Origin of the sequence: Acinetobacter pittii (assembly GCF_034064985.1) — a bacterium.
GTDB classification, from domain to species: Bacteria; Pseudomonadota; Gammaproteobacteria; order Pseudomonadales; family Moraxellaceae; genus Acinetobacter; species Acinetobacter pittii_H.
Window position 1 is genome coordinate 2232950 of the sequence record NZ_CP139249.1, and the last position, 18175, is coordinate 2251124.

Here is an 18175-nt window from a genome sequence, read left to right on the forward strand (position 1 = left end):
ACCTAAGCACAATTTTATGGCCTTTATTTTGTGGTAACTTTATAGCTCAAATCTATAGTTTTAAGGGAAACAGGTTCAAAGGCTTAATATGGAAATTGATGAAGAACTCACCCTGAAAAAAATACAGATTTTTTTAGCTTTTATGCGCTGTGGAAATTTGTCTAAAACAGCCACAGAAATGCAGCTAAGTAATGTCAGTGTTCACAAAGCACTGCACTCCTTAGAAAGCGCTTTACGTTGTCCTCTTTTTAAAAATGAAGGCCGTAACCTCATTCCTTTAAAAAGTGCTTATGTCTTTGAAGAACGAGCACAAAAAATCGTACAAGACATTTTTATTACCGTAAATAAAACCAGAGAGGCTGCGGGTTTTGCGGCTAAGGTTTTACATTTAGGTTCTCTTTATTCTTTGACGGTAAATACGATTCCAAATGTGATTAGCGGTCTTAAGCTCAGACGTAGTGAGCTTGATATTCAGCTGTTGCTGAGTTCAAATCAGGATTTGGTAAAAAAGCTGAAAGCCACTGAGCTGGATGCAATCATTGTAGCTTTAAATGAAACCACCCAAGATGATGACTTTGAAATTTTGCCAATGTTTTCAGACGACATTTTTTTGGCCGTCAATAAAGATTCAAAATATGCCGATTTTAAAGACATTGATTTAAGCCTTTTAAAAGAAGAAACTTTTTTAACTTTAACCAAGGGTTTTGCAACCCATAACGACAGCGATATTATTTTTAAAAAAGCAGGCTTTTCGCCTAAAGTTGCTTTACAGGTCAATGATATTTTCACCTTAATTAGTATGGTCAGTTCAGGCGTCGGTTTTGCTCTACTACCCGGTCGTATTTCTGCTGTTTATGAAAGTTCAGTAAAACTTATTCCGCTAAAACAGCAATATCACATGCAACAAGAAATTGGACTGGTCTTTTTAAAAAGTAAAGAACGCGACCCTAACTTACTTGCTCTGATTGCTGAATGTCGAATGTTCGCCACTAATTTTAAAAGATAAATATCGGCAACTTATTAAAGAATAATGAGTTGCCGTTGTGCGATTTTCAAAAATTTATCCAAAAATTGCATTAACCGTTAAGAAAAATAAAGAAGGTCCAAGTAAACAGCCAAGTCCTGTATAGAAGGTTGCAACCAAAGCTCCATAAGGTACAAGTCGTACATCAGTACCAGCTAGGCCTGCTGCAGTGCCACTGGTTGTTCCTGCTAAGCCGCCAAATACCATGGCAGAGCGTGGACTTTTTAAGTACATGAATTTAGCAAGCAGCGGCGTCCCTACCATAAAGAAAACTGACTTGATTAAACCAATTGCAATAGAAAGTGCGATCACATCAGAGCTCGCACCAATTGCGGTTCCTGTAATCGGGCCAACAATATAAGTCATTGCCCCTGCACCGATCGTTGTCATCGAAATTGGATCTCGATAGCCCATGCTCCATGCAACCAAAACCCCAATTGCAAAAGGCACAACACAACCAAGCATTAATGCAATTAGACCAATTTTGCCTGCTTTCTTCACTTCTTTCACATCAACTTCAAATGCAGTTGAAGCGATAGCCAAATCACGAATCATGGCTCCGCCCAACAACGCAAAACCAGAAAAAATAGCGATGTCCGAAACACCTTTGGTTCCTTGCGTATAAACTCCTGCAAAGTAAGCAACAACCAAACCTAAAGTAATCGCGATTGCAGAACTTTGTAGTTTTCCCTTGGTCAAATATTTTGAGAGTAGATGGGAAACGAACATCATTAAACCCGTTACGGCAAGAGCAGTAACTAATGCATTTTTTGATAACACAGCAATTATAGCGTCCATCATTTAAATCCTTTTTGATTGAACTTTTTGTAGTTTATGTTTGCTTAGGCTATTTTTTCTTTGGTTTCTATTGTCCATTCATAAGTTTCATAGTCACCACTAATTCTATTTAAATAACGGATGACTAAAACCGTACCGATCAACGATGCAATAGAGACAATCAGCCCTAACATGCCACCTGATAAAGCGGCAACGACATTTTGACCTGCTGACATCGCAACTACGATCGGAATATACATACCTGACCAATACAAGACGCCAAATTGTGTGACTTGAGGTAAGTAACCTTTTTTTGCCAATAATTCTTTAGATAAGATTAACAGAATCATCGAAATAGCCACTCCACCGACATTGGCTTTAACGCCTAATACCATGCCTAAGGTGTTACCAAGATAGTCACCTAATAAATGGCAGATCGCTAATATTGCTGTTCCATAAATAATCATTGTAAATCCCTCATATCCTTGGGTTATTACTCAATTTTTAATTTGTATTGTAATTACAAAGAAGCATTATTTTCGTTTTGCATTGCCAATTGAATGCTGTCTAAACGTGTTCCCTGAAATGACAATACAGTTCCTTCTTTAAATGTTCGACGTGCAAGTGTAGTAAGTACCGTTCCCGGCAAAGCTTCTATCTGCAACCTTACACCTCGCTCCCATGCAGCTTGGATAGTACTTTCCCAATCTACAGTTCGACTCATATTAAAAGCCAAATCATCACCAATCTGTTCTGGCCTGCCAAGCGTACGAGCTGTTGTACCACTTAAATAACGTATTTTAGGCTGCTTTAAAGTCACTCCCTCCATAGACGCTGCAAGTTGCTTTGCTTGCTGACTTAATAATTCACAGTGCGATGGCACCGATACATCTAATTTTTTTGCCACCACGCCTTGTTGCTTTGCCAAAACAACAACTTGATTCATGGCTTCAAAGCTTCCTGAAATAACGATCTGGTTATGTGCATTAATATTTGCAACAAACACCTCTGGCGTTATTTCATAAATTTGTTTGACCCATGTTTCAACAGCTGCACGGTCTGTACCAATTAGGGCCGTCATGCCATATCCAGTGGGATAAGCGTTTTGCATGAGTTCACCTCGATAGGCAACCAATCGAACGGCATCCTCAAAGGCTAAAACTCCCGCTACAACCGCAGCCGACCATGCACCAATTGATAAACCTGCTACATAATCAGGTGTTAAGTTTTCCGCTGTTAATAAGGCTGAACTCACCACACCTGAAATCAGTAAACAAAGCTGTACTGCACGTGTCGATTGCAATTCAGCCGGACTATCTAACATCAAGACATCTTCTTTGAGTGCATCCGATGCACGCTCAAGGTATTCTTTAACCAGTGCGGTTTGAGGTAAATCGTTCAACATATTGCTTCTTTGCACACCTTGTCCCGGATATACCCAAATTGAAGCCATGATATCTATTCCCTAATTCCATGGGTTTTCTACTAAAACAGCACCATCAGGACGTTTTAATAGAACTTTTCCGCTATTCCCAGCCCATTCTTTTAACGCCAAACCACCTTGTGGAAGTTGTAGCTGTATATCCACATTCAGCCCTGCTTGCTGAAAATTTTCGAGTAGCTCAACTGCCTGCTTTTTGGCAAAAGGCTGTTCAGCTCGAATCAACAAATCTATGTCACTTTGCTGATTTACTGTTTTAATGCCCGTTGCTAGTTCAAAGCCGAAACTTCCCGTATATCCCCAACATCCTGAAAAGTTTTTCATAATGCTGGAAATGCTCTGTAAACGTTCTGCTAAGTGCTCAAACTGTTGCATATCTACGCGAGTCAGCGCTTCTGGCTTAAGCTGTTTGCTAATCGCTGATCGTGGCATTTGAGCTGCATATCGTTGATGACGAAATTGCCCTCTAACACCTACAGCCACCTGATTTTCAGGAGTAATTTCCCGTCGAACCACAACAGGATCACCTCGTTGCAATACCTCTCTCACCCAATGTGGAGCATCATCAGCCAAGCAATCGACCGTCATACCCCACAACAAATCATGGGCTTCGAGCTTAAGTTTCATGACCATTGCTCACGCAATAATTCACGGACCTTTTTAGACATTTGACGGTTTTGGCCGTGAAGTCTTTGTTCCAGTCCTCTCGATTGTCCAGCATTAATTTCTTTAAATGCTCGAGCAACTACCTGCTTCGCTAACAAAAGATCATCATTTGTCGGTTGTTCAGGGTTTTCGACAGATAACAGTTCAGATAACAAACCCAGCGTTGCATAACTTTCAATGTCATAAGCCATTGGCGGAATGCTTGAGGCCAATTGCTCTAACTCATCAACCGATCTTAAGGTAACGCGTGCAGCAGATTCCTTACCCATCGCATGCACCATAACACCTGAATCTTTTAAGGCAATAATACGATTGGCTTGGTATCCATGCGCCAAGAAAGCACCCGACATCGACTTACCTACCAATAAACTGACAATAGGATGGCCTGCCAATCTGGCTCTAGCATAGCTATCTACTGCACCCGCTAAAGCTTGATGAATCCCTAATAATTCTTCACGGCGCCCATAGGCCTGACTTGGGACGTCAACCAAACATAAAATGCCGCGTTTAGTTTCAGCCTGTGCATCGGCTTGAATCACCTCATCGACTGCTTTTGCTAAATTCCAGCCTTCCAAGAGTCCAACTTCACCTTGTTTTGCCCGAGGGAACAGATTATTGCTGTCTTGAACAACGGCAATCACACGTACCGCTTGCTGGTCAATCTGACCATCAGACACCCAAACCGAAGCTAGAAAACCTTCAACTGTCTTAAAGCCTTGCGTGAGTGCTTTAAACCAATGTGCACCACGAATAGATGCTTTTAATGTATCAACGGCGATATTCATGCTTGCTCTCCTTGATACAAAGCTTGAACTTGTGCTGGGGTAATCTGCTCAGCAGTATCAACTTGTTGCAGCTTTTCTAAATAGAATGTGTAATTTGAACTACGATGCTGATGAGGTACGCCTTGAGTTAAATAATCGATGACTTGCAGACGAATTTTCTGGCGATCATCGTCAACATAAGCATCTACCAAACCACTAGCAAACCGTTGGTTCCCGCCAGTAATACTCCATATAAATGGACGATCTTTGGCGTTATATTCTTGTACACCAGCTTCTTGTTCAATCACTTGCGGGCCATTTAAACCTAAACGTCCTTCTTGTGTCATTACGATATAGCTACATAGTCCAGCTGCAATTGACATACCGCCGAAGCACCCTACACTGCCAGCAACAACTGCAATCACAGGTTGATACTGACGTAAGTTCACAATTGCAGCTTGAATCTCAGCAATTGCAGCCAAGCCCAGATTTGCTTCTTGTAAACGAACGCCACCCGTTTCCAACAATAAAATTGCAGCTGTTGGAATACCTTTTAGATTGTCTTCAACCGCAAGTTCTAAGGCACCCGCAATTTTGGCACCGCCCACCTCGCCTAAACTGCCACCTTGAAATAAACCTTCAATAGAAATTAAAACTACTGGCTGTTCTTGAATAGTTCCTTTTGCAACCACCACGCCATCATCGGCTTGCGGCACAATATTCTGTTTAACGAGCCAAGGCGACATAACACGTGCAAATGGGTCGAGTAACTCTCGAAAAGTCCCTTCATCTAATAGCGCTTTGGCGCGTTCTCTTGCACTAAGTTCAATAAAATCTTGTTTATTTAATAAACTCTGAATATCAGTCATGAGCAATCTCCTCCAATGCTTGTTCCAGACGTAAGCGAACGACACCAGGAGTTGCACCAAAGTCATGAATATCAATATTGACCGCTGGCGGTATTTGCGCAGTAAAAATCCGTTCAAAAAGATTGTGCCAACGTGCTGCACTGCCATCTACCGAAGTCACCACTTGAATAGAAGCTTTTCCAGTTTCACCAGGTTCCATCAAAATTTCTAAATCGCCAGAGCCAACACATCCTACTAGTGCTTTTTTTACAGGTGGCTTTGTGGCCACAAATTCAAAATGAAGTGTTTCCATAATCAAAATCCCTTTTTATTTTTCGCAGATGACTGCTCAACACGATCTATAAACAATGTGGCTGCCAATAAATCTGCGGCACCACCAGCGGAAGCTTTCATCCGAAGCAAATCAATCTCTAAAAGATGCAAAGCACGTCGACCTTCCAAGCTTGAGCTGCCGCCCAAATCAAGTACTTGCTGAGCACCTTGTTGCATACGCTTTAAGCCAGATGTTCCAGATCGATAAAGCACACAGGTATCGGTCAGATCGGTCATCATGGCAAGTAAAGCATCTAAACGAGCGAACTCTTCTTTCATGGGTTTACTACGACTTTGGTAAAGCTGCTTTAAGCCAAATTTCACAATAGTTGGAAAACCTTGTTGAGCCTGTTCTTTGGCACCTAGGATGCCTAATTTATTTTGTACTTGCTGACCATGACTTAAAGCCTGCTTTGGAATAAAACGATCTTCAAGCTGAGCAATCTGGCCTGCTAACTGGCATAGCTCAACAGCCGATAAATATTGCTGATTACTGCGCGCCAATGCTGCTGCCGTAATCATTAACCCTAATGCCCAAATTGCACCGCGATGTGTATTGACGCCATTTGTCGCCAACATCATGGCCTTTTCACCTTGGCGGCCAATTTCTCCAATGTCTTCACGCAAAGCTAAACAGACTTTCCCGTGATGCTTTGCAACTTGAACCATCGCTTCAAACATGGGTCCTAAACTTTTCGCAGAGCGTTCCATTAACTCCAAAGTCAGGTCATCATGCGCACCACTTCCACGGCGATCGACCAAGGCAGGCTTTGGTGTTAAATTAACTTCATCAATTAACGCTTCGACTGCCATATCTGCCAAAAGCTGACTATCGCTCAGTGTTTGATATTTAACTTGTGCCATCATTACCAACTCCTGAATTTTGCAGGGGGTTGATATAAACCATCTGACCATGTCACCAAGTCGGCAATATTTTTTGCAGCTAAAAGTTCACGTGTTGCATCGGTGCGACGAATACCTAAATCTTCAGGGAATACCACCAGACCTTCATGTCTTAAACGTGCTGTTGTTTTCGGGTCTTGAGTTAAACCAATACTGGTCACACCTGCCACCGCAGCAATCATGGCTTGACGTTCTTCTTGGCTGCTTGCTTTATATAGATAAGCAATGCCTTCTTCGGTCAGTAAATGGGTCACATCATCGCCATAAATCATGATCGGGGCTAAAGGCAAACCTGCGGTTTTAGCAACATCAATCGCATCGAGACGATCTACAAAAGTTGGCTTGCCACCCTCTTGGAAGGTTTCCACCATTTGAACAACTAACTTTTTACCACGTGCCAAATAAGTTTCGGTTTCACTGGCACCTTGTAAACGCATATCTAGCCATGCTGGCGTATCGTGACGACGTCCCCGTGGATCATGCCCCATGTTTGGTGCACCACCGAAACCAGCTAAACGGCCTTTGGTAACAGTCGAAGAATGGCCCATGCCATCAACTTGCAACGTTGCGCCAATAAATAGATCAACGGCGTACTGACCTGCGAGCTGACACATCATGCGGTTAGAACGTAGCGCACCATCACGACCTGTAAAGAATACGTCGGGACGAGCTGCAACATATTTTTCCATACCGAGTTCGGTACCAAAACAATGCACGCTTTCAACCCATCCCGTTTCAATCGCTGGAATTAAGGTTGGATGCGGATTTAGTGTCCAGTTTCGGCAGATTTTTCCTTTTAAACCTAAAGACTCACCATAGGTCGGTAAAATCAGTTCAATTGCCGCAGTGTTAAAACCAATACCATGGTTTAATGATTGCACATTATGCTTTTCATAAATTCCGCGAATTGCCATCATCGCCATGAGCACATGCACTGGCTTGATATGTTTCGGGTCTCGAGTAAATAACGGTTCGATATAAAATGGCTGATCTGCGACCACCACATAATCCACCCAAGAAGCAGGAATATCGACACGGGGTAACTCTGAGACGTCATCGACCAGTTCATTGACCTGAACAATCACGATACCGTCACTAAAAGCAGCAGGTTCAATGAGTGCTGGAGAGTCTTCGGTACTTGGGCCTGTATAGATATTGCCCTGACGGTCTGCCATAAAGCCCGCTGAGAGCACCACATTTGGAATGAGGTCGACTACCAAACGTGAATATAGTTCGATATAGGTATGAATCGCACCAATCTCTAGTAAACCATCTTCAATTAACTGGCTAATACGCAAACTTTGTGGGCCAGCAAAAGAAAAATCGAGCTTACGCGCAATGCCTTTTTCAAACAGATCAAGATGTTCTGAACGCCCTACACTTGGCATGATCATATGTAAATCATGCAAAACATCTGGATTGGTTTGTGCCAAAGAACGCGAAAGGAAATCTGCCTGTTTTTGGTTATTCCCTTCGAGTACAACCTTGTCACCCGGTGTAATTAAGGTTTCTAAAACTTTAATAATGTCTTGAGTTGGAATGACCACACCATCGGTATATTGGTTTGCCATCTCTAGTTTTAGTTGTTTGGCATAACGCCGCTTTGTCCATAATCGTTCTTTATTCTGAACTGATCCTTCCATGTACTTACCTATAGATCGCAGTTTTGTTCTGAATCTATAAAAACGCTTTATGGACTTTCGATCAATCAACCTAGATGAGTCGTTATTAACCTCAGGTTAATGATTAATTTTATATTCGATGAATTTCTTCAAAAAACCAATCTAGACAGATTTTGACTTTAGGCAAATTTGCGTATTGTGGTCGGTACACCAAATAATAAGAAAAGGGCGATGAGAAGTGAATTTGAGGAAATAATCGTATCAAACGCCCGGTTTGTATATCTTTTTGCACCATAACACTACGCGCTAATGCAACACCATGTCCTTCCATTGCAGCCTGTAAAACTGCAGATGAACTGTTGATTTGCATACCACGGCTAATATTGATGTCATTCAAACCTACACTTTTTAGCCAAGATTGCCACCCCGGAAATTGTTGATGTTTTTCCATAGAAAGATCATGAATTAAAGTGATATTTTTCAGATCATTTGGGGTTAAGAGAAATGAATGTTCATTTAAAAATGCGGGCGAACATACGGGATAAACCTCTTCATCCATAAGTTTAACGGCTTCTAAACCTTGCCATTGTCCTTGACCATATCTGACCCCCACATCGACTTTTTGTTCTAAAAAATCTACGGTTTTCAAGTTAATGTCTAAACGAATATCAATATCTGGATACTGTTTTTGAAAATGATCAATTCTTGGTAATAGCCATTTTTCAGCAAATGCTGGACTTACCGCAATATTAAGCACACCTGATAGAGAATCTTGTTTTAATTTCTCCAAAGCCAAAGTGAGCTTATCAAAACCCGCCCGAATATCCGGTAAAACCGATTCAGCCAGTTCAGTAGCGACCAGTCGATTTTTACCGTTAGTTTGCCGATGAAACAACGGAAAGCCTAACCAATCTTCAAGTGTACGTACCAATTGCCCCACTGCGGCCGGAGTCACATTTAACTCTTTTGCCGCAGCAGAAAAACTTTTGTGGCGTGCACTGGCTTCAAAAGCACGAAGGGCATTCAAATAAACTGGTGAATTCATAGGCACTAAAGATTTTCTTTATTGGATAAGTAGATTATCTCATTTGTACTTATAAATCTTTATTTCTAAAATGCTCTGTAATCTATTCATAACGATTAAATTTTTACATCTTGAGTAGGCTTGCTCACTCACTTTATTTATTTTGTTATTGAATAAAGAGAATTGCGTTTAGGAGGAAAGTATTCATGTTGATCCATGCCGATTTTTCACAGGCTGTGATTATCAAACCTGAAGACTATCACTGGGTGAAATCTCCCCGTGGGGAAGTTGATCGTGTCATGCTCGATCGTATTGGCGATGAAGTAGCCCGTGCAACCAGTTTGGTGAAATATGCGCCCCATACAACCTTCCCTGAACATCGACATCATCATGGTGAAGAAATCCTCGTACTTTCAGGCGTATTTACTGAAAATCAAAATCAGCACTACCCTGCTGGATGGTATTTACGCAGTCCCCATCAGTCGGGACATCAACCATCGAGTGAAGAAGGTACATTGATTTTTGTCAAACTTATGCAAATTCCTACGTCAGAAACGCAAACCTTACGGATCAATACCAACGACCCAGCAAAATGGCAAGAAAAAGGTTCGCGTTTAATTTGCACATTGATTGATGCAAGTTATGAACACACTTATTTAGAAAAACTCAAGCCGCAGCAACTTTTTATTGAAGAAGCTGAGGGTGGAATCGAAATTTTGATTACCCAAGGTCAATTAGTTGATAAAGAAATAGTTTATGAAACTGGCACATGGATACGCTTACCACCGAAAACACATGCATATTTTCAAGCTGGTTTGTCTGGCACTTCTCTTTATGTAAAAACTGGACACCTAGCCTCAGCCATTGCGGAATATAATTAAAGGCTCTTTATGCTTCAAAATACTATGCACCGCCAAGTATTAATTTTGGCGAGTTCCCAATCCCTTTTCCAAACCGTTTCTGTCATGGTCATGACCATTGGTGGCTTGGCTGGGGCAAATATTGCAAATACCCCAACACTTGCAACGCTGCCCATCGCATCTATGTTTTTGGGTACGGCTTTAATGATGTTCCCTGCCTCAATATTAATGGCACATATTGGACGGCGTAATGGTTTTCTATTCGGTGCTTTTTTAGGTGTGCTCGGCGGCATTATCGCATCAATTGGTATTTTTTATAGTTCACTCATGCTTCTGGCTCTGGGTACGCTATGTGTCGGGGCCTATCAATCCTTTGCTCAGTTTTACCGTTTTGCTGCCAGTGAAGTGGCAAATGATGCGTTCCGCTCACGCGCTATTTCTTGGGTGATGGCAGGTGGAATTGTTGCAGCACTGATTGGTCCGACTTTAGCCCGTTTTGGTGGACCCTTATTCCAGCATTTAGAATATATCGGTTCATTTTTAATTATTAGTATCATCTCACTTGTGGCAATGGGCATTTTATCTAGCTTACATATAGCTGATACAGTTGAGCAAAAGTCTGACTTTACTGCTGGTCGTCCGTGGCAACAGATTGTCTTTCAACCGACCTATTTAGTTGCTCTGTTTGGTGCCGTCACAGGTTATGGCATTATGATTTTAGGTATGACCGCAACACCAATTGCTATGCGGCATTCACACCATGAACTTGGGTCAATTACGACAGTCATTCAGCTACATGTGCTTGGTATGTTTCTGCCTTCATTCTTTACTGGAAACTTAATTGCTCGCTTTGGTGTGCTGAAAATCATGTTTGCAGGTCTTTTATTATTTGTCTGCTATATCGGATTTGCTCTCTCAGGTATTCAGTTCACATCTTTTGCTATTTCTTTAATTTTATTAGGTGTGGGATGGAACTTTTTATTTATTGGCAGTACTTCTTTACTCACAGGAACTTATTCCGTGGCTGAAAAAGCCAAGGCCCAAGCTATTAACGATATGACCGTTTTTGTCGTCGGTTTGATTTGTTCGTTTAGTGCAGGTGCTTTACTGGATTTATTTGGCTGGAAAGCAATGAATATCGCGTTAATACCATGGTTGGTGATTGCCGCAGCTTCTCTCTTTTGGCTAAGCCAAAAAAGAGAAAAGCAGTTTGTTTAAATTCTTTTTAACGCGGTTTGCTCAATAGCCATTCTAGATTTTGACGGACCGCAGGCCATTCATGTTTTAAAATACTGTAAACATGAGTGTCCCGCAAAATATCATCTTTCACAATTTGATGGCTTCTTAGCACACCGTCTAGCTTTGCACCCAAGCGTACAATCGCGGCTTGACTTTGAACATTTAAAGAAGATGTGCGTAACTCAACCGCAATACAGTTTAAAGTCTCAAATGCATGAGCCAACAATAGCTTTTTACATTCAGTATTTACAGGCGTACGTTGTGCAGACTTTCGATACCATGTTGAGCCAATTTCTACACGGCGATGGGCTTCTTCAATATGCATTAAAGTTGTCATGCCCAGCGCTCGCCCCGTTTTTCGGTCTTCAATATAAAATGGCAACATAGAGCCGGATTTTTGCAAATCAAGACGTCTTTCAATTTCAGCAGCTATCTGTTCAGGTCTTGGCACACGGGTATACCAAAGATTATAGAGTTCCCCATCGCAAACGGCCTCTTTGAGCGCTTCAGCTTGAGTTACATCTAGCGGCTTTAAAATAACGTGTTCACCCAATAACTCAACAGGTGTAGTCAAAGACATCTTTATCTCCTCAATTGATATTAAGCTTTTATATTTTCAAAATTATTTATTTAACTCAGCCACACTGTACATGGCATTCGCTATAGTTTGATGACCAGATTTCGATAGGCCATCTGCCGCGCCTAAAATGTCTCGGCGTTCTTTGTTTTGCCCAAGTTTTGATTTCCCTTGCAGCTTAGTAATTTCAATTTCCATTCCCACAATGGCTTTTAACATCGGTTCAAGATAGTCTTTTGGTGCATCTGACATTTTCCATGGTTCAGGTTGAGAAGCTTCATGGGTGCGGGTTAAGCGAGCCACCACACCACGAACATAACGTTCATCATCTCGAATTGTCACTTTGCCATAAGCATGCACAACCCTATAGTTCCACGTCGGCACTTGTCTGTGCTGTTCATGTTTGGATGGGTACCAGTTTGGTGAAATATACGCATCGCCAGCTTGGAACACGACAAGTACCTCATCTCCATTTTTAATATCCTGCCAAACAGAATTATTTCGAGACACATGGGCATGTAGCATACCCAAGTTCCCTTCGCTTGCCTGTAATTCGAATGGAAGATGATTTGCATCTAAGCCATTACTTCCATGCGTAAAAAGCACCCCAAATTGATGTTCTGCAATAAGAGAATGCAATACATCCAAACGGTTTTCTGCAAAATCATCAGGGATATACATGGCTAAAAACCTCGCTGTAAATATCAGGGTTATTTATATTTTGTGTTGTAAATTTTCTGGTTTCTGTGGTTTATTAAAAAGAACCACTTTGTATTTTTTTAAGTAGACCAGAATTATGGCAAGAATGGCAAAAGTTGTGGAACTTCCATCTATTGCAAAGATTGACAAAAGCCAAGGAAAGATTAGTGCTCAACTGACTCAAGCTTTACGTGAAGCTGTACAAAGTGGTGATTTACAGCCAGGCGATCCATTGCCTTCTTCTCGTGAACTGGCTCAAACACTTGAGGTCGCACGAGGAACCATTATTGAAGCTTATGATCAGCTTTTAGCTGAAGGTGTGTTTGACTCTCAACCACGAACTGGCACTTATGTGTCTCATGCTTTGGTTAAAACATCTGTAATACAACACTCATCAAAAGAAAATAAACCTAACTCGATATCGTTGACCAAATCGGCACGTTCTTATGCCAAAGTGCTTGATGAATTTAAGCCACTTCCTCATGTTCCTTTTGCGGTATCTGTCCCCGTCGGTCGTACTCAACCAAGTGATATCTGGCGTAAATTTGGTAATAAATTTAGATCTCGGGGTGCAGGTGCTCCATCAGGTTATGGTGAACCTCAAGGGGTGTTATCACTAAGAATTGCTATAGCAGACTATATACGACGCTCACGTTCTGTCCACTGCGAACCTGAACAAATTGTGATTACACCTGGCATTCAACAGTCACTTTATATTTGTAGCCAGATTTTATTTGAAGCAAAAGATGAAGTTTGGATTGAAGATCCAGCTTATCGCGGTACAACAGCCATTTTTGAACATGTTGTACAAAACATTCGGATGGTGCGTGTTCCTGTTGATGAAGAAGGCATTCAGGTTGAAACTGGCATTAAGCTTTCTAAACATGCGCGTGCTGCTTTTGTAACACCCTCTCACCAATATCCACTGGGTATGCCGATGAGTCTAGCAAGACGTACTGCTTTATTAGCTTGGGCAAAACAGCAAAATGCATGGATCATTGAAGATGACTATGACAGCGAACTTCGTTATAACGGACAGCCCTTTCCATCTTTACAAGGTATGGCACCCGATCAAGTCATTTATCTTGGCACTTTCAGTAAGGTCTTATTTCCGTCTCTTAGACTTGGCTATGCAGTGTTGCCTAAAGAACTGGTAGCTCCTTTTTGTGGGCTTAGAGTCTTAATTGATAGACACCCGCCTGCTGCCGACCAACACGTTTTGGCTGCTTTTATTCAAGAGGGTTATTTAGAGCGGCATATACGACGTACTCGAAATGTCTATGCAGAAGTTCGAGAATACATTATTGGTCTGATTGAAAAATACATACCTCAAGAACTGGCTTGGTTACAGCCGGGCGATCAAGGCATGCATGTGGTGTTATGGCTTGCTCAGCATATTAATGATATTGACGTTGCAAGTTCGGCAATCGATACAGGCATTGCCATCAAAGCAATTTCACCGACATTTTCAAAAGAGCGGCAACGTTCGGGTTTAATTGTCGGCTTAGGCGATTTTGAACCCGAACTGATGCAACAAACCATAAAAAAACTATCAAAAATTATTCAACAACATGACAAGCCGACTTAGATATAGCCTACAACAGCAACCATAGATGAATCGCAAATGGTCCAATCAGTACCATTAAAATACCGGCAATAACCATGGTTAAACTGGCAATTACCCCTTCTTCACTATTGCGCTGCTGTGCTCTAACTGTACCAAAACCGTGGGCTGCATTGCCGAAGGCTGCCCCATTTGCTACGTTAGAACGGATTTTAGTAATCGCTAAAATCGCATCGCCGCAAATCATACCGACCAAACCAGTAATAACGGTAAATAGTGAAACCAATGCTGCCGAACCATGAATATCTTCGGCTAAAATCATGGCAAAAGGTGTTGAAATAGAACGTGCCATTAAACTGTTGGTCACTTCTGGGCTAAAGTGGAACCACTGAGCCATCTCATAGGCTGACATCACACCAACACTCATCCCCACAATAATTGCAATCGAAAGCACCCCAAGGTTTTTACGAATCGTTTCCCTATAACGATAAATCGGTACAGCGAAAGCAACCGTTGCTGGTCCTAATAAATTAACAATCCACTGCGTATCTTCAGCATAAGTTTGATATGAAATTCCAAAAATCGTCATCAAAATAATGGTGAGTACAGGCACACTAATTGCTGGTGATAACCAAAGTTTCGGATTTTTCTGATAGATCCGCTTTGCCACAACATAGGCTGCCAAGGTCCAGATCAGACAAAGAATTGACCAAATATTCATGTCATTTTCTCTTAGATATGCTTATGTTGAAGACGTTTTCGGGTCTGTAAATAAGCTTTCAAACGATTGTAATAGTGGATCGTCAGGCATGTACTGAGCATGACCAAAATGGTCCCAACCGCAATGCTCAAGACAATTTGCCATCCTTCGGTCATAAACAAGGTTTTATACTGCACTACAGCGACCACAACGGGCACGAAAAACAGCAACAGTTCACCTAAAACAACGGTTGCTCCCATTGCTACCTGATCCATTTTGATAATTTTAAAGAACAGGCATAAAAGCAATAAAAACATACCTAAAATACCTGCCGAGACAGGTACGCCAAGTTTTTGATGTAAGAGATATCCGACCCACCAAAATCCAGCCAAAATCAAAATTTGTTTAACTAACACGAATAGTGAAGGTTGTGTGGGTGTTCCAGAAGCAGATTCAGTACTCATTTTGCGAAATTAAATGGTTAACTACACTATTATGCTATCTTGGTTAAAGCTGCTAAATATGAATTATTCATGTTAATATCATTCCAAAATGGAATAATTTATTCTTTATTATGCTTTCTCTAAAATCACTACAGTGCTTCGTTACATTGGTAAAAACTAAAAGTTTTACCCGTACTGCTGAAGAGTTGTATCTGACTCAACCCACTATTAGTAAAATATTACAGCAGCTTGAAGAGCAACTTCAGGTACAGCTTTTGGTTAAACCTGATCACGGCCGTAAAAGACAAATTGAACTAACTGAAATTGGAGAGCGCATTTATCAACATGCGATCGAGCTTCTTCAAGCAGAACAAAACATCTTTCTTGAAATTGAAAACTATCAACAATTAAAAACAGGAACTTTAAAACTTGGCGTTCCGCCTTTAGGTTCACAGCTCTTAACGACTGCCCTATTTGATTATCATCAGCAATGGCCAGAGATTGAATTGGCTTTTATGGAAGTGGGTTCACGCGGTATTGAGCAAGCTTTGCTTAACAATGAACTAGACGTTGGCGTTTTATTGCAGCCTTTTGATACGCAAATTTTCAATAGCATCGAGCTATGTAACTACCCTTTAATGGTCCTTTTACGCCGTGATGCGACTTGGGCAACCCGTAAAAAAATAAATCTAGAAGAACTACAACACCAATCATTTTTAATGTTTCCAGAAAATTTCTCTTTAAATAGTATTATTCTCGATGCCTGTAAGCAGCATGGTTTCTACCCAACCATTGCTTGCCGGACCAGCCAATGGCACCTCTTAGCAGATATGGTGTTACAACGAATGGGGATTGCGCTTCTCCCGCAATATTATACCGACATGCTTGACCCTAATTTATTTGCAGCAGTACCGCTTGAAAAACCAAATATTCAGTGGCACTTAGTGATGGCTTGGAAAAAAAATCTTCCTGTCTCACCAGCAGTACAGGCGTGGCTTAATATTGTTCGTCAGCATTTTCAACACATTAAGCCCTAACGTTGAACACTGAAATGACTTAATTCAAAAACTGATAAAGCTTTTCCACAAAAAAGCTACCCAATCTTGGATCAGCTCACTTAGACTAGATCCGATTGTTTTATGACATGGACAATAACAATGAATAATGAACATTTTAAGCTGTACACAGATTCAGAGTTTCTAAGCCCCTATGCGTTTACAGTTTTTGTAGGGCTACATGAAAAACAAATTCCATTTGAAATTGCGACCATCAACTTAGGCCAACAAGGCCAGTTTGAAAAATCTTATGTAGCAAAGTCATTAACTGCCAAAGTGCCTGTACTCGAGCATAACGATTTTGCCTTATCAGAATCCTCCGCCATTTTGGAATATCTTGAAGAGCTTTATCCAAACACATCTATTTATCCAAAAGATATTCAAGCACGCGCAAGAGCAAGACAAATTCAGGCATGGCTCCGATCGGACTTAGTTGCACTAAGAACTGAGCGTCCAACCGATGTTATTTTTATTCAGCCCACCTCCACTCCACTTTCTGAACAAGGCCAAAAAGCAGCAGAGAAACTTTTCTTTGTTGCAGAAAAACTTCTTGCGTCTGATGCCGAATTTCTTTTTGGTTCATGGAGCATTGTCGATGCTGAACTTGCCCTTATGTTGCAACGCCTTATTCAAAATGGTGATGCTGTACCAGAACGTTTAAAAAACTATGCATTACAGCAATGGCAAAGACCGACCGTACAAAAATGGCTTGCCTTAAGACATAAATAAATCCTTATATTTACACCAAACACGAGATAAAAAATGAGTGATTCAAACTATATTCCTCCACAAGTTTGGCAATGGGCTGGAGAAAAAACCGATTTAAACCAACCTACTTCAGGCCCTCGCTACGAACATACACTTCCAGTAGGGAAACATCCGCTCCAGCTCTATTCTTTAGCAACGCCTAATGGTCAAAAAGTCACTATTTTATTAGAAGAGCTTTTAGCTCTAGGACACCAAGATGCTGAATATGATGCATGGCTGATTAAAATCGGTGAAGGGCAGCAATTTGGTAGTGGCTTTGTAGAAATTAATCCAAACTCTAAAATTCCAGCATTGGTTGACCATAGCCAAAATCCTCCTCTACGAGTTTTCGAGTCAGGCTCAATTTTGCTTTACTTGGCTGAAAAGTTTAAAGCTTTCATTCCAACTGATATTGTTGCACGTACTGAATGCCTCAATTGGTTATTCTGGCAAATGGGCAGCGCGCCTTACCTAGGTGGCGGTTTTGGACATTTTTATGCTTATGCACCCGTTAAAGTTGAATATGCAATTAACCGCTTTGCCTTGGAAACAAAACGCTTACTTGATGTATTAGATCAGCATCTAGCAAAGCATGAATATTTGGCTGGTTCTGAATATAGCATCGCTGATATTGCGGCGTTCCCTTGGTATGGTGGTCTTGTTAAAAACTGGGTGTATAACGGCGCGGAGTTTTTAGGTGTCGATCAATATAAAAATGTTCAACGTTGGGCAGATGCGATTTTAGCGCGTCCTGCGGTACAACGTGGCCGTATGGTCAACCGTACTTTTGGTGACTTAGCTACACAGTTGCATGAACGTCATGATGCCAGCGATTTTGAGACCAAGACTCAAGATAAAGTTTAATTATTATTTTTAAATAAAACCCACT

At 41.2% G+C, this 18175-nt stretch carries 21 protein-coding genes; 7 read left to right on the forward strand and 14 right to left on the reverse strand.

Annotated elements, in window-relative coordinates; genetic code table 11:
• Positions 1-88 precede the first annotated feature (88 nt).
• The gene (gene mdcR / locus SOI76_RS10630; RefSeq protein WP_019458888.1) at positions 89-1006 is read left to right on the forward strand and encodes a LysR family transcriptional regulator; all 918 of its coding nucleotides are present in this window, start codon (positions 89-91) and stop codon (positions 1004-1006) included.
• A 54-nt stretch (positions 1007-1060) separates the two neighbouring features.
• On the opposite strand, the gene madM is transcribed toward mdcR, so the two are convergent.
• The 10 genes from madM to gcvA form a co-directional block, all read right to left on the reverse strand.
• A complete protein-coding gene (gene madM, locus SOI76_RS10635) occupies positions 1061-1822 on the reverse strand; it encodes a malonate transporter subunit MadM (protein WP_032053681.1) in 762 nt (253 codons plus the stop codon).
• 44 nt (positions 1823-1866) lie between these two features.
• Positions 1867-2268, reverse strand: coding sequence for a malonate transporter subunit MadL (gene madL / locus SOI76_RS10640; protein WP_000587901.1), 402 nt, complete (start codon positions 2266-2268; stop codon positions 1867-1869).
• A gap of 53 nt (positions 2269-2321) precedes the next feature.
• Positions 2322-3254, reverse strand: coding sequence for a malonate decarboxylase subunit epsilon (mdcH, locus tag SOI76_RS10645; protein ID WP_104080509.1), 933 nt, complete (start codon positions 3252-3254; stop codon positions 2322-2324).
• A gap of 12 nt (positions 3255-3266) precedes the next feature.
• Positions 3267-3875 carry a malonate decarboxylase holo-ACP synthase gene (gene mdcG / locus SOI76_RS10650; RefSeq protein WP_104080510.1) on the reverse strand — a complete coding sequence of 203 codons (609 nt, stop codon included), beginning with the start codon at positions 3873-3875 and terminating at the stop codon, positions 3267-3269.
• On the reverse strand, positions 3866-4693 hold the full coding sequence (mdcE, locus tag SOI76_RS10655; protein ID WP_104080511.1) for a biotin-independent malonate decarboxylase subunit gamma: 828 nt from the start codon (positions 4691-4693) through the stop codon (positions 3866-3868). The genes mdcG and mdcE overlap by 10 nt, the downstream gene beginning before the upstream one ends.
• Positions 4690-5541: a biotin-independent malonate decarboxylase subunit beta gene (gene mdcD, locus SOI76_RS10660; RefSeq protein WP_104080512.1), complete on the reverse strand. Its 852-nt coding sequence runs from the start codon at positions 5539-5541 to the stop codon at positions 4690-4692. The genes mdcE and mdcD overlap by 4 nt, the downstream gene beginning before the upstream one ends.
• Positions 5534-5833 (reverse strand): malonate decarboxylase subunit delta, encoded by a 300-nt coding sequence (gene mdcC / locus SOI76_RS10665; RefSeq protein ID WP_032011867.1) that lies wholly within the window; start codon positions 5831-5833, stop codon positions 5534-5536. The genes mdcD and mdcC overlap by 8 nt, the downstream gene beginning before the upstream one ends.
• 2 nt (positions 5834-5835) lie before the next feature.
• The gene (gene mdcB / locus SOI76_RS10670) at positions 5836-6720 is read right to left on the reverse strand and encodes a triphosphoribosyl-dephospho-CoA synthase (protein WP_104080513.1); all 885 of its coding nucleotides are present in this window, start codon (positions 6718-6720) and stop codon (positions 5836-5838) included.
• Positions 6720-8399, reverse strand: a complete 1680-nt coding sequence (mdcA, locus tag SOI76_RS10675; RefSeq protein ID WP_104080514.1) for a malonate decarboxylase subunit alpha — start codon at positions 8397-8399, stop codon at positions 6720-6722. Before mdcA ends, mdcB begins: the two co-directional genes overlap by 1 nt.
• Before the next feature lie 109 nt (positions 8400-8508).
• Entirely contained in the window at positions 8509-9423 is a 915-nt protein-coding gene (gene gcvA / locus SOI76_RS10680) for a transcriptional regulator GcvA (protein WP_001087996.1), read from the reverse strand.
• A gap of 185 nt (positions 9424-9608) precedes the next feature.
• Here gcvA and SOI76_RS10685 point away from each other — a divergent pair, with 185 nt between their 5' ends.
• A complete protein-coding gene (locus SOI76_RS10685; RefSeq protein WP_104080515.1) occupies positions 9609-10283 on the forward strand; it encodes a cupin domain-containing protein in 675 nt (224 codons plus the stop codon).
• A 9-nt stretch (positions 10284-10292) separates the two neighbouring features.
• Positions 10293-11480, forward strand: coding sequence for an MFS transporter (locus tag SOI76_RS10690; protein ID WP_104080516.1), 1188 nt, complete (start codon positions 10293-10295; stop codon positions 11478-11480).
• 7 nt (positions 11481-11487) lie between these two features.
• On the opposite strand, the gene SOI76_RS10695 is transcribed toward SOI76_RS10690, so the two are convergent.
• Positions 11488-12081, reverse strand: coding sequence for a GNAT family N-acetyltransferase (locus SOI76_RS10695; protein WP_104080517.1), 594 nt, complete (start codon positions 12079-12081; stop codon positions 11488-11490).
• A gap of 42 nt (positions 12082-12123) precedes the next feature.
• The gene (locus SOI76_RS10700; RefSeq protein WP_104080518.1) at positions 12124-12759 is read right to left on the reverse strand and encodes an FMN-binding negative transcriptional regulator; all 636 of its coding nucleotides are present in this window, start codon (positions 12757-12759) and stop codon (positions 12124-12126) included.
• A 115-nt stretch (positions 12760-12874) separates the two neighbouring features.
• Here SOI76_RS10700 and SOI76_RS10705 point away from each other — a divergent pair, with 115 nt between their 5' ends.
• Complete coding sequence (locus SOI76_RS10705) at positions 12875-14365, forward strand: PLP-dependent aminotransferase family protein (protein ID WP_104080519.1); 1491 nt, start codon at positions 12875-12877, stop codon at positions 14363-14365.
• A gap of 7 nt (positions 14366-14372) precedes the next feature.
• Here SOI76_RS10705 and ywbG read toward each other — a convergent pair whose 3' ends face one another.
• Positions 14373-15062: an LrgB family protein gene (gene ywbG / locus SOI76_RS10710; RefSeq protein WP_002157453.1), complete on the reverse strand. Its 690-nt coding sequence runs from the start codon at positions 15060-15062 to the stop codon at positions 14373-14375.
• Positions 15063-15073: 11 nt separating this feature from the next.
• On the reverse strand, positions 15074-15505 hold the full coding sequence (locus SOI76_RS10715) for a CidA/LrgA family protein (RefSeq protein ID WP_205668470.1): 432 nt from the start codon (positions 15503-15505) through the stop codon (positions 15074-15076).
• Positions 15506-15615: 110 nt separating this feature from the next.
• Here SOI76_RS10715 and SOI76_RS10720 point away from each other — a divergent pair, with 110 nt between their 5' ends.
• The 3 genes from SOI76_RS10720 (at position 15616) to yghU (ending at position 18150) form a co-directional block, all read left to right on the forward strand.
• Positions 15616-16521 carry a LysR family transcriptional regulator gene (locus SOI76_RS10720; protein ID WP_104080520.1) on the forward strand — a complete coding sequence of 302 codons (906 nt, stop codon included), beginning with the start codon at positions 15616-15618 and terminating at the stop codon, positions 16519-16521.
• Positions 16522-16641: 120 nt separating this feature from the next.
• Entirely contained in the window at positions 16642-17268 is a 627-nt protein-coding gene (gene yfcF / locus SOI76_RS10725) for a glutathione transferase (protein WP_104080521.1), read from the forward strand.
• Between the two features lie 33 nt (positions 17269-17301).
• On the forward strand, positions 17302-18150 hold the full coding sequence (gene yghU, locus SOI76_RS10730) for a glutathione-dependent disulfide-bond oxidoreductase (RefSeq protein WP_104080522.1): 849 nt from the start codon (positions 17302-17304) through the stop codon (positions 18148-18150).
• Positions 18151-18175: the final 25 nt, after the last annotated feature.

What these genes read in the sequence shown, in the direction of transcription:
- mdcB (WP_104080513.1), bottom strand. Translation starts at nt 6,720, where the DNA reads ATGATGGCACAAGTTAAATATCAAACACTGAGCGATAGTCAGCTTTTG.
- mdcR (WP_019458888.1), top strand. Translation starts at nt 89, where the DNA reads ATGGAAATTGATGAAGAACTCACCCTGAAAAAAATACAGATTTTTTTA.
- yfcF (WP_104080521.1), top strand. Translation starts at nt 16,642, where the DNA reads ATGAATAATGAACATTTTAAGCTGTACACAGATTCAGAGTTTCTAAGC.
- madL (WP_000587901.1), bottom strand. Translation starts at nt 2,268, where the DNA reads ATGATTATTTATGGAACAGCAATATTAGCGATCTGCCATTTATTAGGT.
- SOI76_RS10695 (WP_104080517.1), bottom strand. Translation starts at nt 12,081, where the DNA reads ATGTCTTTGACTACACCTGTTGAGTTATTGGGTGAACACGTTATTTTA.
- mdcD (WP_104080512.1), bottom strand. Translation starts at nt 5,541, where the DNA reads ATGACTGATATTCAGAGTTTATTAAATAAACAAGATTTTATTGAACTT.
- mdcH (WP_104080509.1), bottom strand. Translation starts at nt 3,254, where the DNA reads ATGGCTTCAATTTGGGTATATCCGGGACAAGGTGTGCAAAGAAGCAAT.
- yghU (WP_104080522.1), top strand. Translation starts at nt 17,302, where the DNA reads ATGAGTGATTCAAACTATATTCCTCCACAAGTTTGGCAATGGGCTGGA.
- SOI76_RS10685 (WP_104080515.1), top strand. Translation starts at nt 9,609, where the DNA reads ATGTTGATCCATGCCGATTTTTCACAGGCTGTGATTATCAAACCTGAA.
- SOI76_RS10705 (WP_104080519.1), top strand. Translation starts at nt 12,875, where the DNA reads ATGGCAAGAATGGCAAAAGTTGTGGAACTTCCATCTATTGCAAAGATT.
- SOI76_RS10715 (WP_205668470.1), bottom strand. Translation starts at nt 15,505, where the DNA reads ATGAGTACTGAATCTGCTTCTGGAACACCCACACAACCTTCACTATTC.
- gcvA (WP_001087996.1), bottom strand. Translation starts at nt 9,423, where the DNA reads ATGAATTCACCAGTTTATTTGAATGCCCTTCGTGCTTTTGAAGCCAGT.
- SOI76_RS10720 (WP_104080520.1), top strand. Translation starts at nt 15,616, where the DNA reads ATGCTTTCTCTAAAATCACTACAGTGCTTCGTTACATTGGTAAAAACT.
- mdcC (WP_032011867.1), bottom strand. Translation starts at nt 5,833, where the DNA reads ATGGAAACACTTCATTTTGAATTTGTGGCCACAAAGCCACCTGTAAAA.
- SOI76_RS10700 (WP_104080518.1), bottom strand. Translation starts at nt 12,759, where the DNA reads ATGTATATCCCTGATGATTTTGCAGAAAACCGTTTGGATGTATTGCAT.
- mdcE (WP_104080511.1), bottom strand. Translation starts at nt 4,693, where the DNA reads ATGAATATCGCCGTTGATACATTAAAAGCATCTATTCGTGGTGCACAT.
- madM (WP_032053681.1), bottom strand. Translation starts at nt 1,822, where the DNA reads ATGGACGCTATAATTGCTGTGTTATCAAAAAATGCATTAGTTACTGCT.
- mdcG (WP_104080510.1), bottom strand. Translation starts at nt 3,875, where the DNA reads ATGGTCATGAAACTTAAGCTCGAAGCCCATGATTTGTTGTGGGGTATG.
- mdcA (WP_104080514.1), bottom strand. Translation starts at nt 8,399, where the DNA reads ATGGAAGGATCAGTTCAGAATAAAGAACGATTATGGACAAAGCGGCGT.
- ywbG (WP_002157453.1), bottom strand. Translation starts at nt 15,062, where the DNA reads ATGAATATTTGGTCAATTCTTTGTCTGATCTGGACCTTGGCAGCCTAT.
- SOI76_RS10690 (WP_104080516.1), top strand. Translation starts at nt 10,293, where the DNA reads ATGCTTCAAAATACTATGCACCGCCAAGTATTAATTTTGGCGAGTTCC.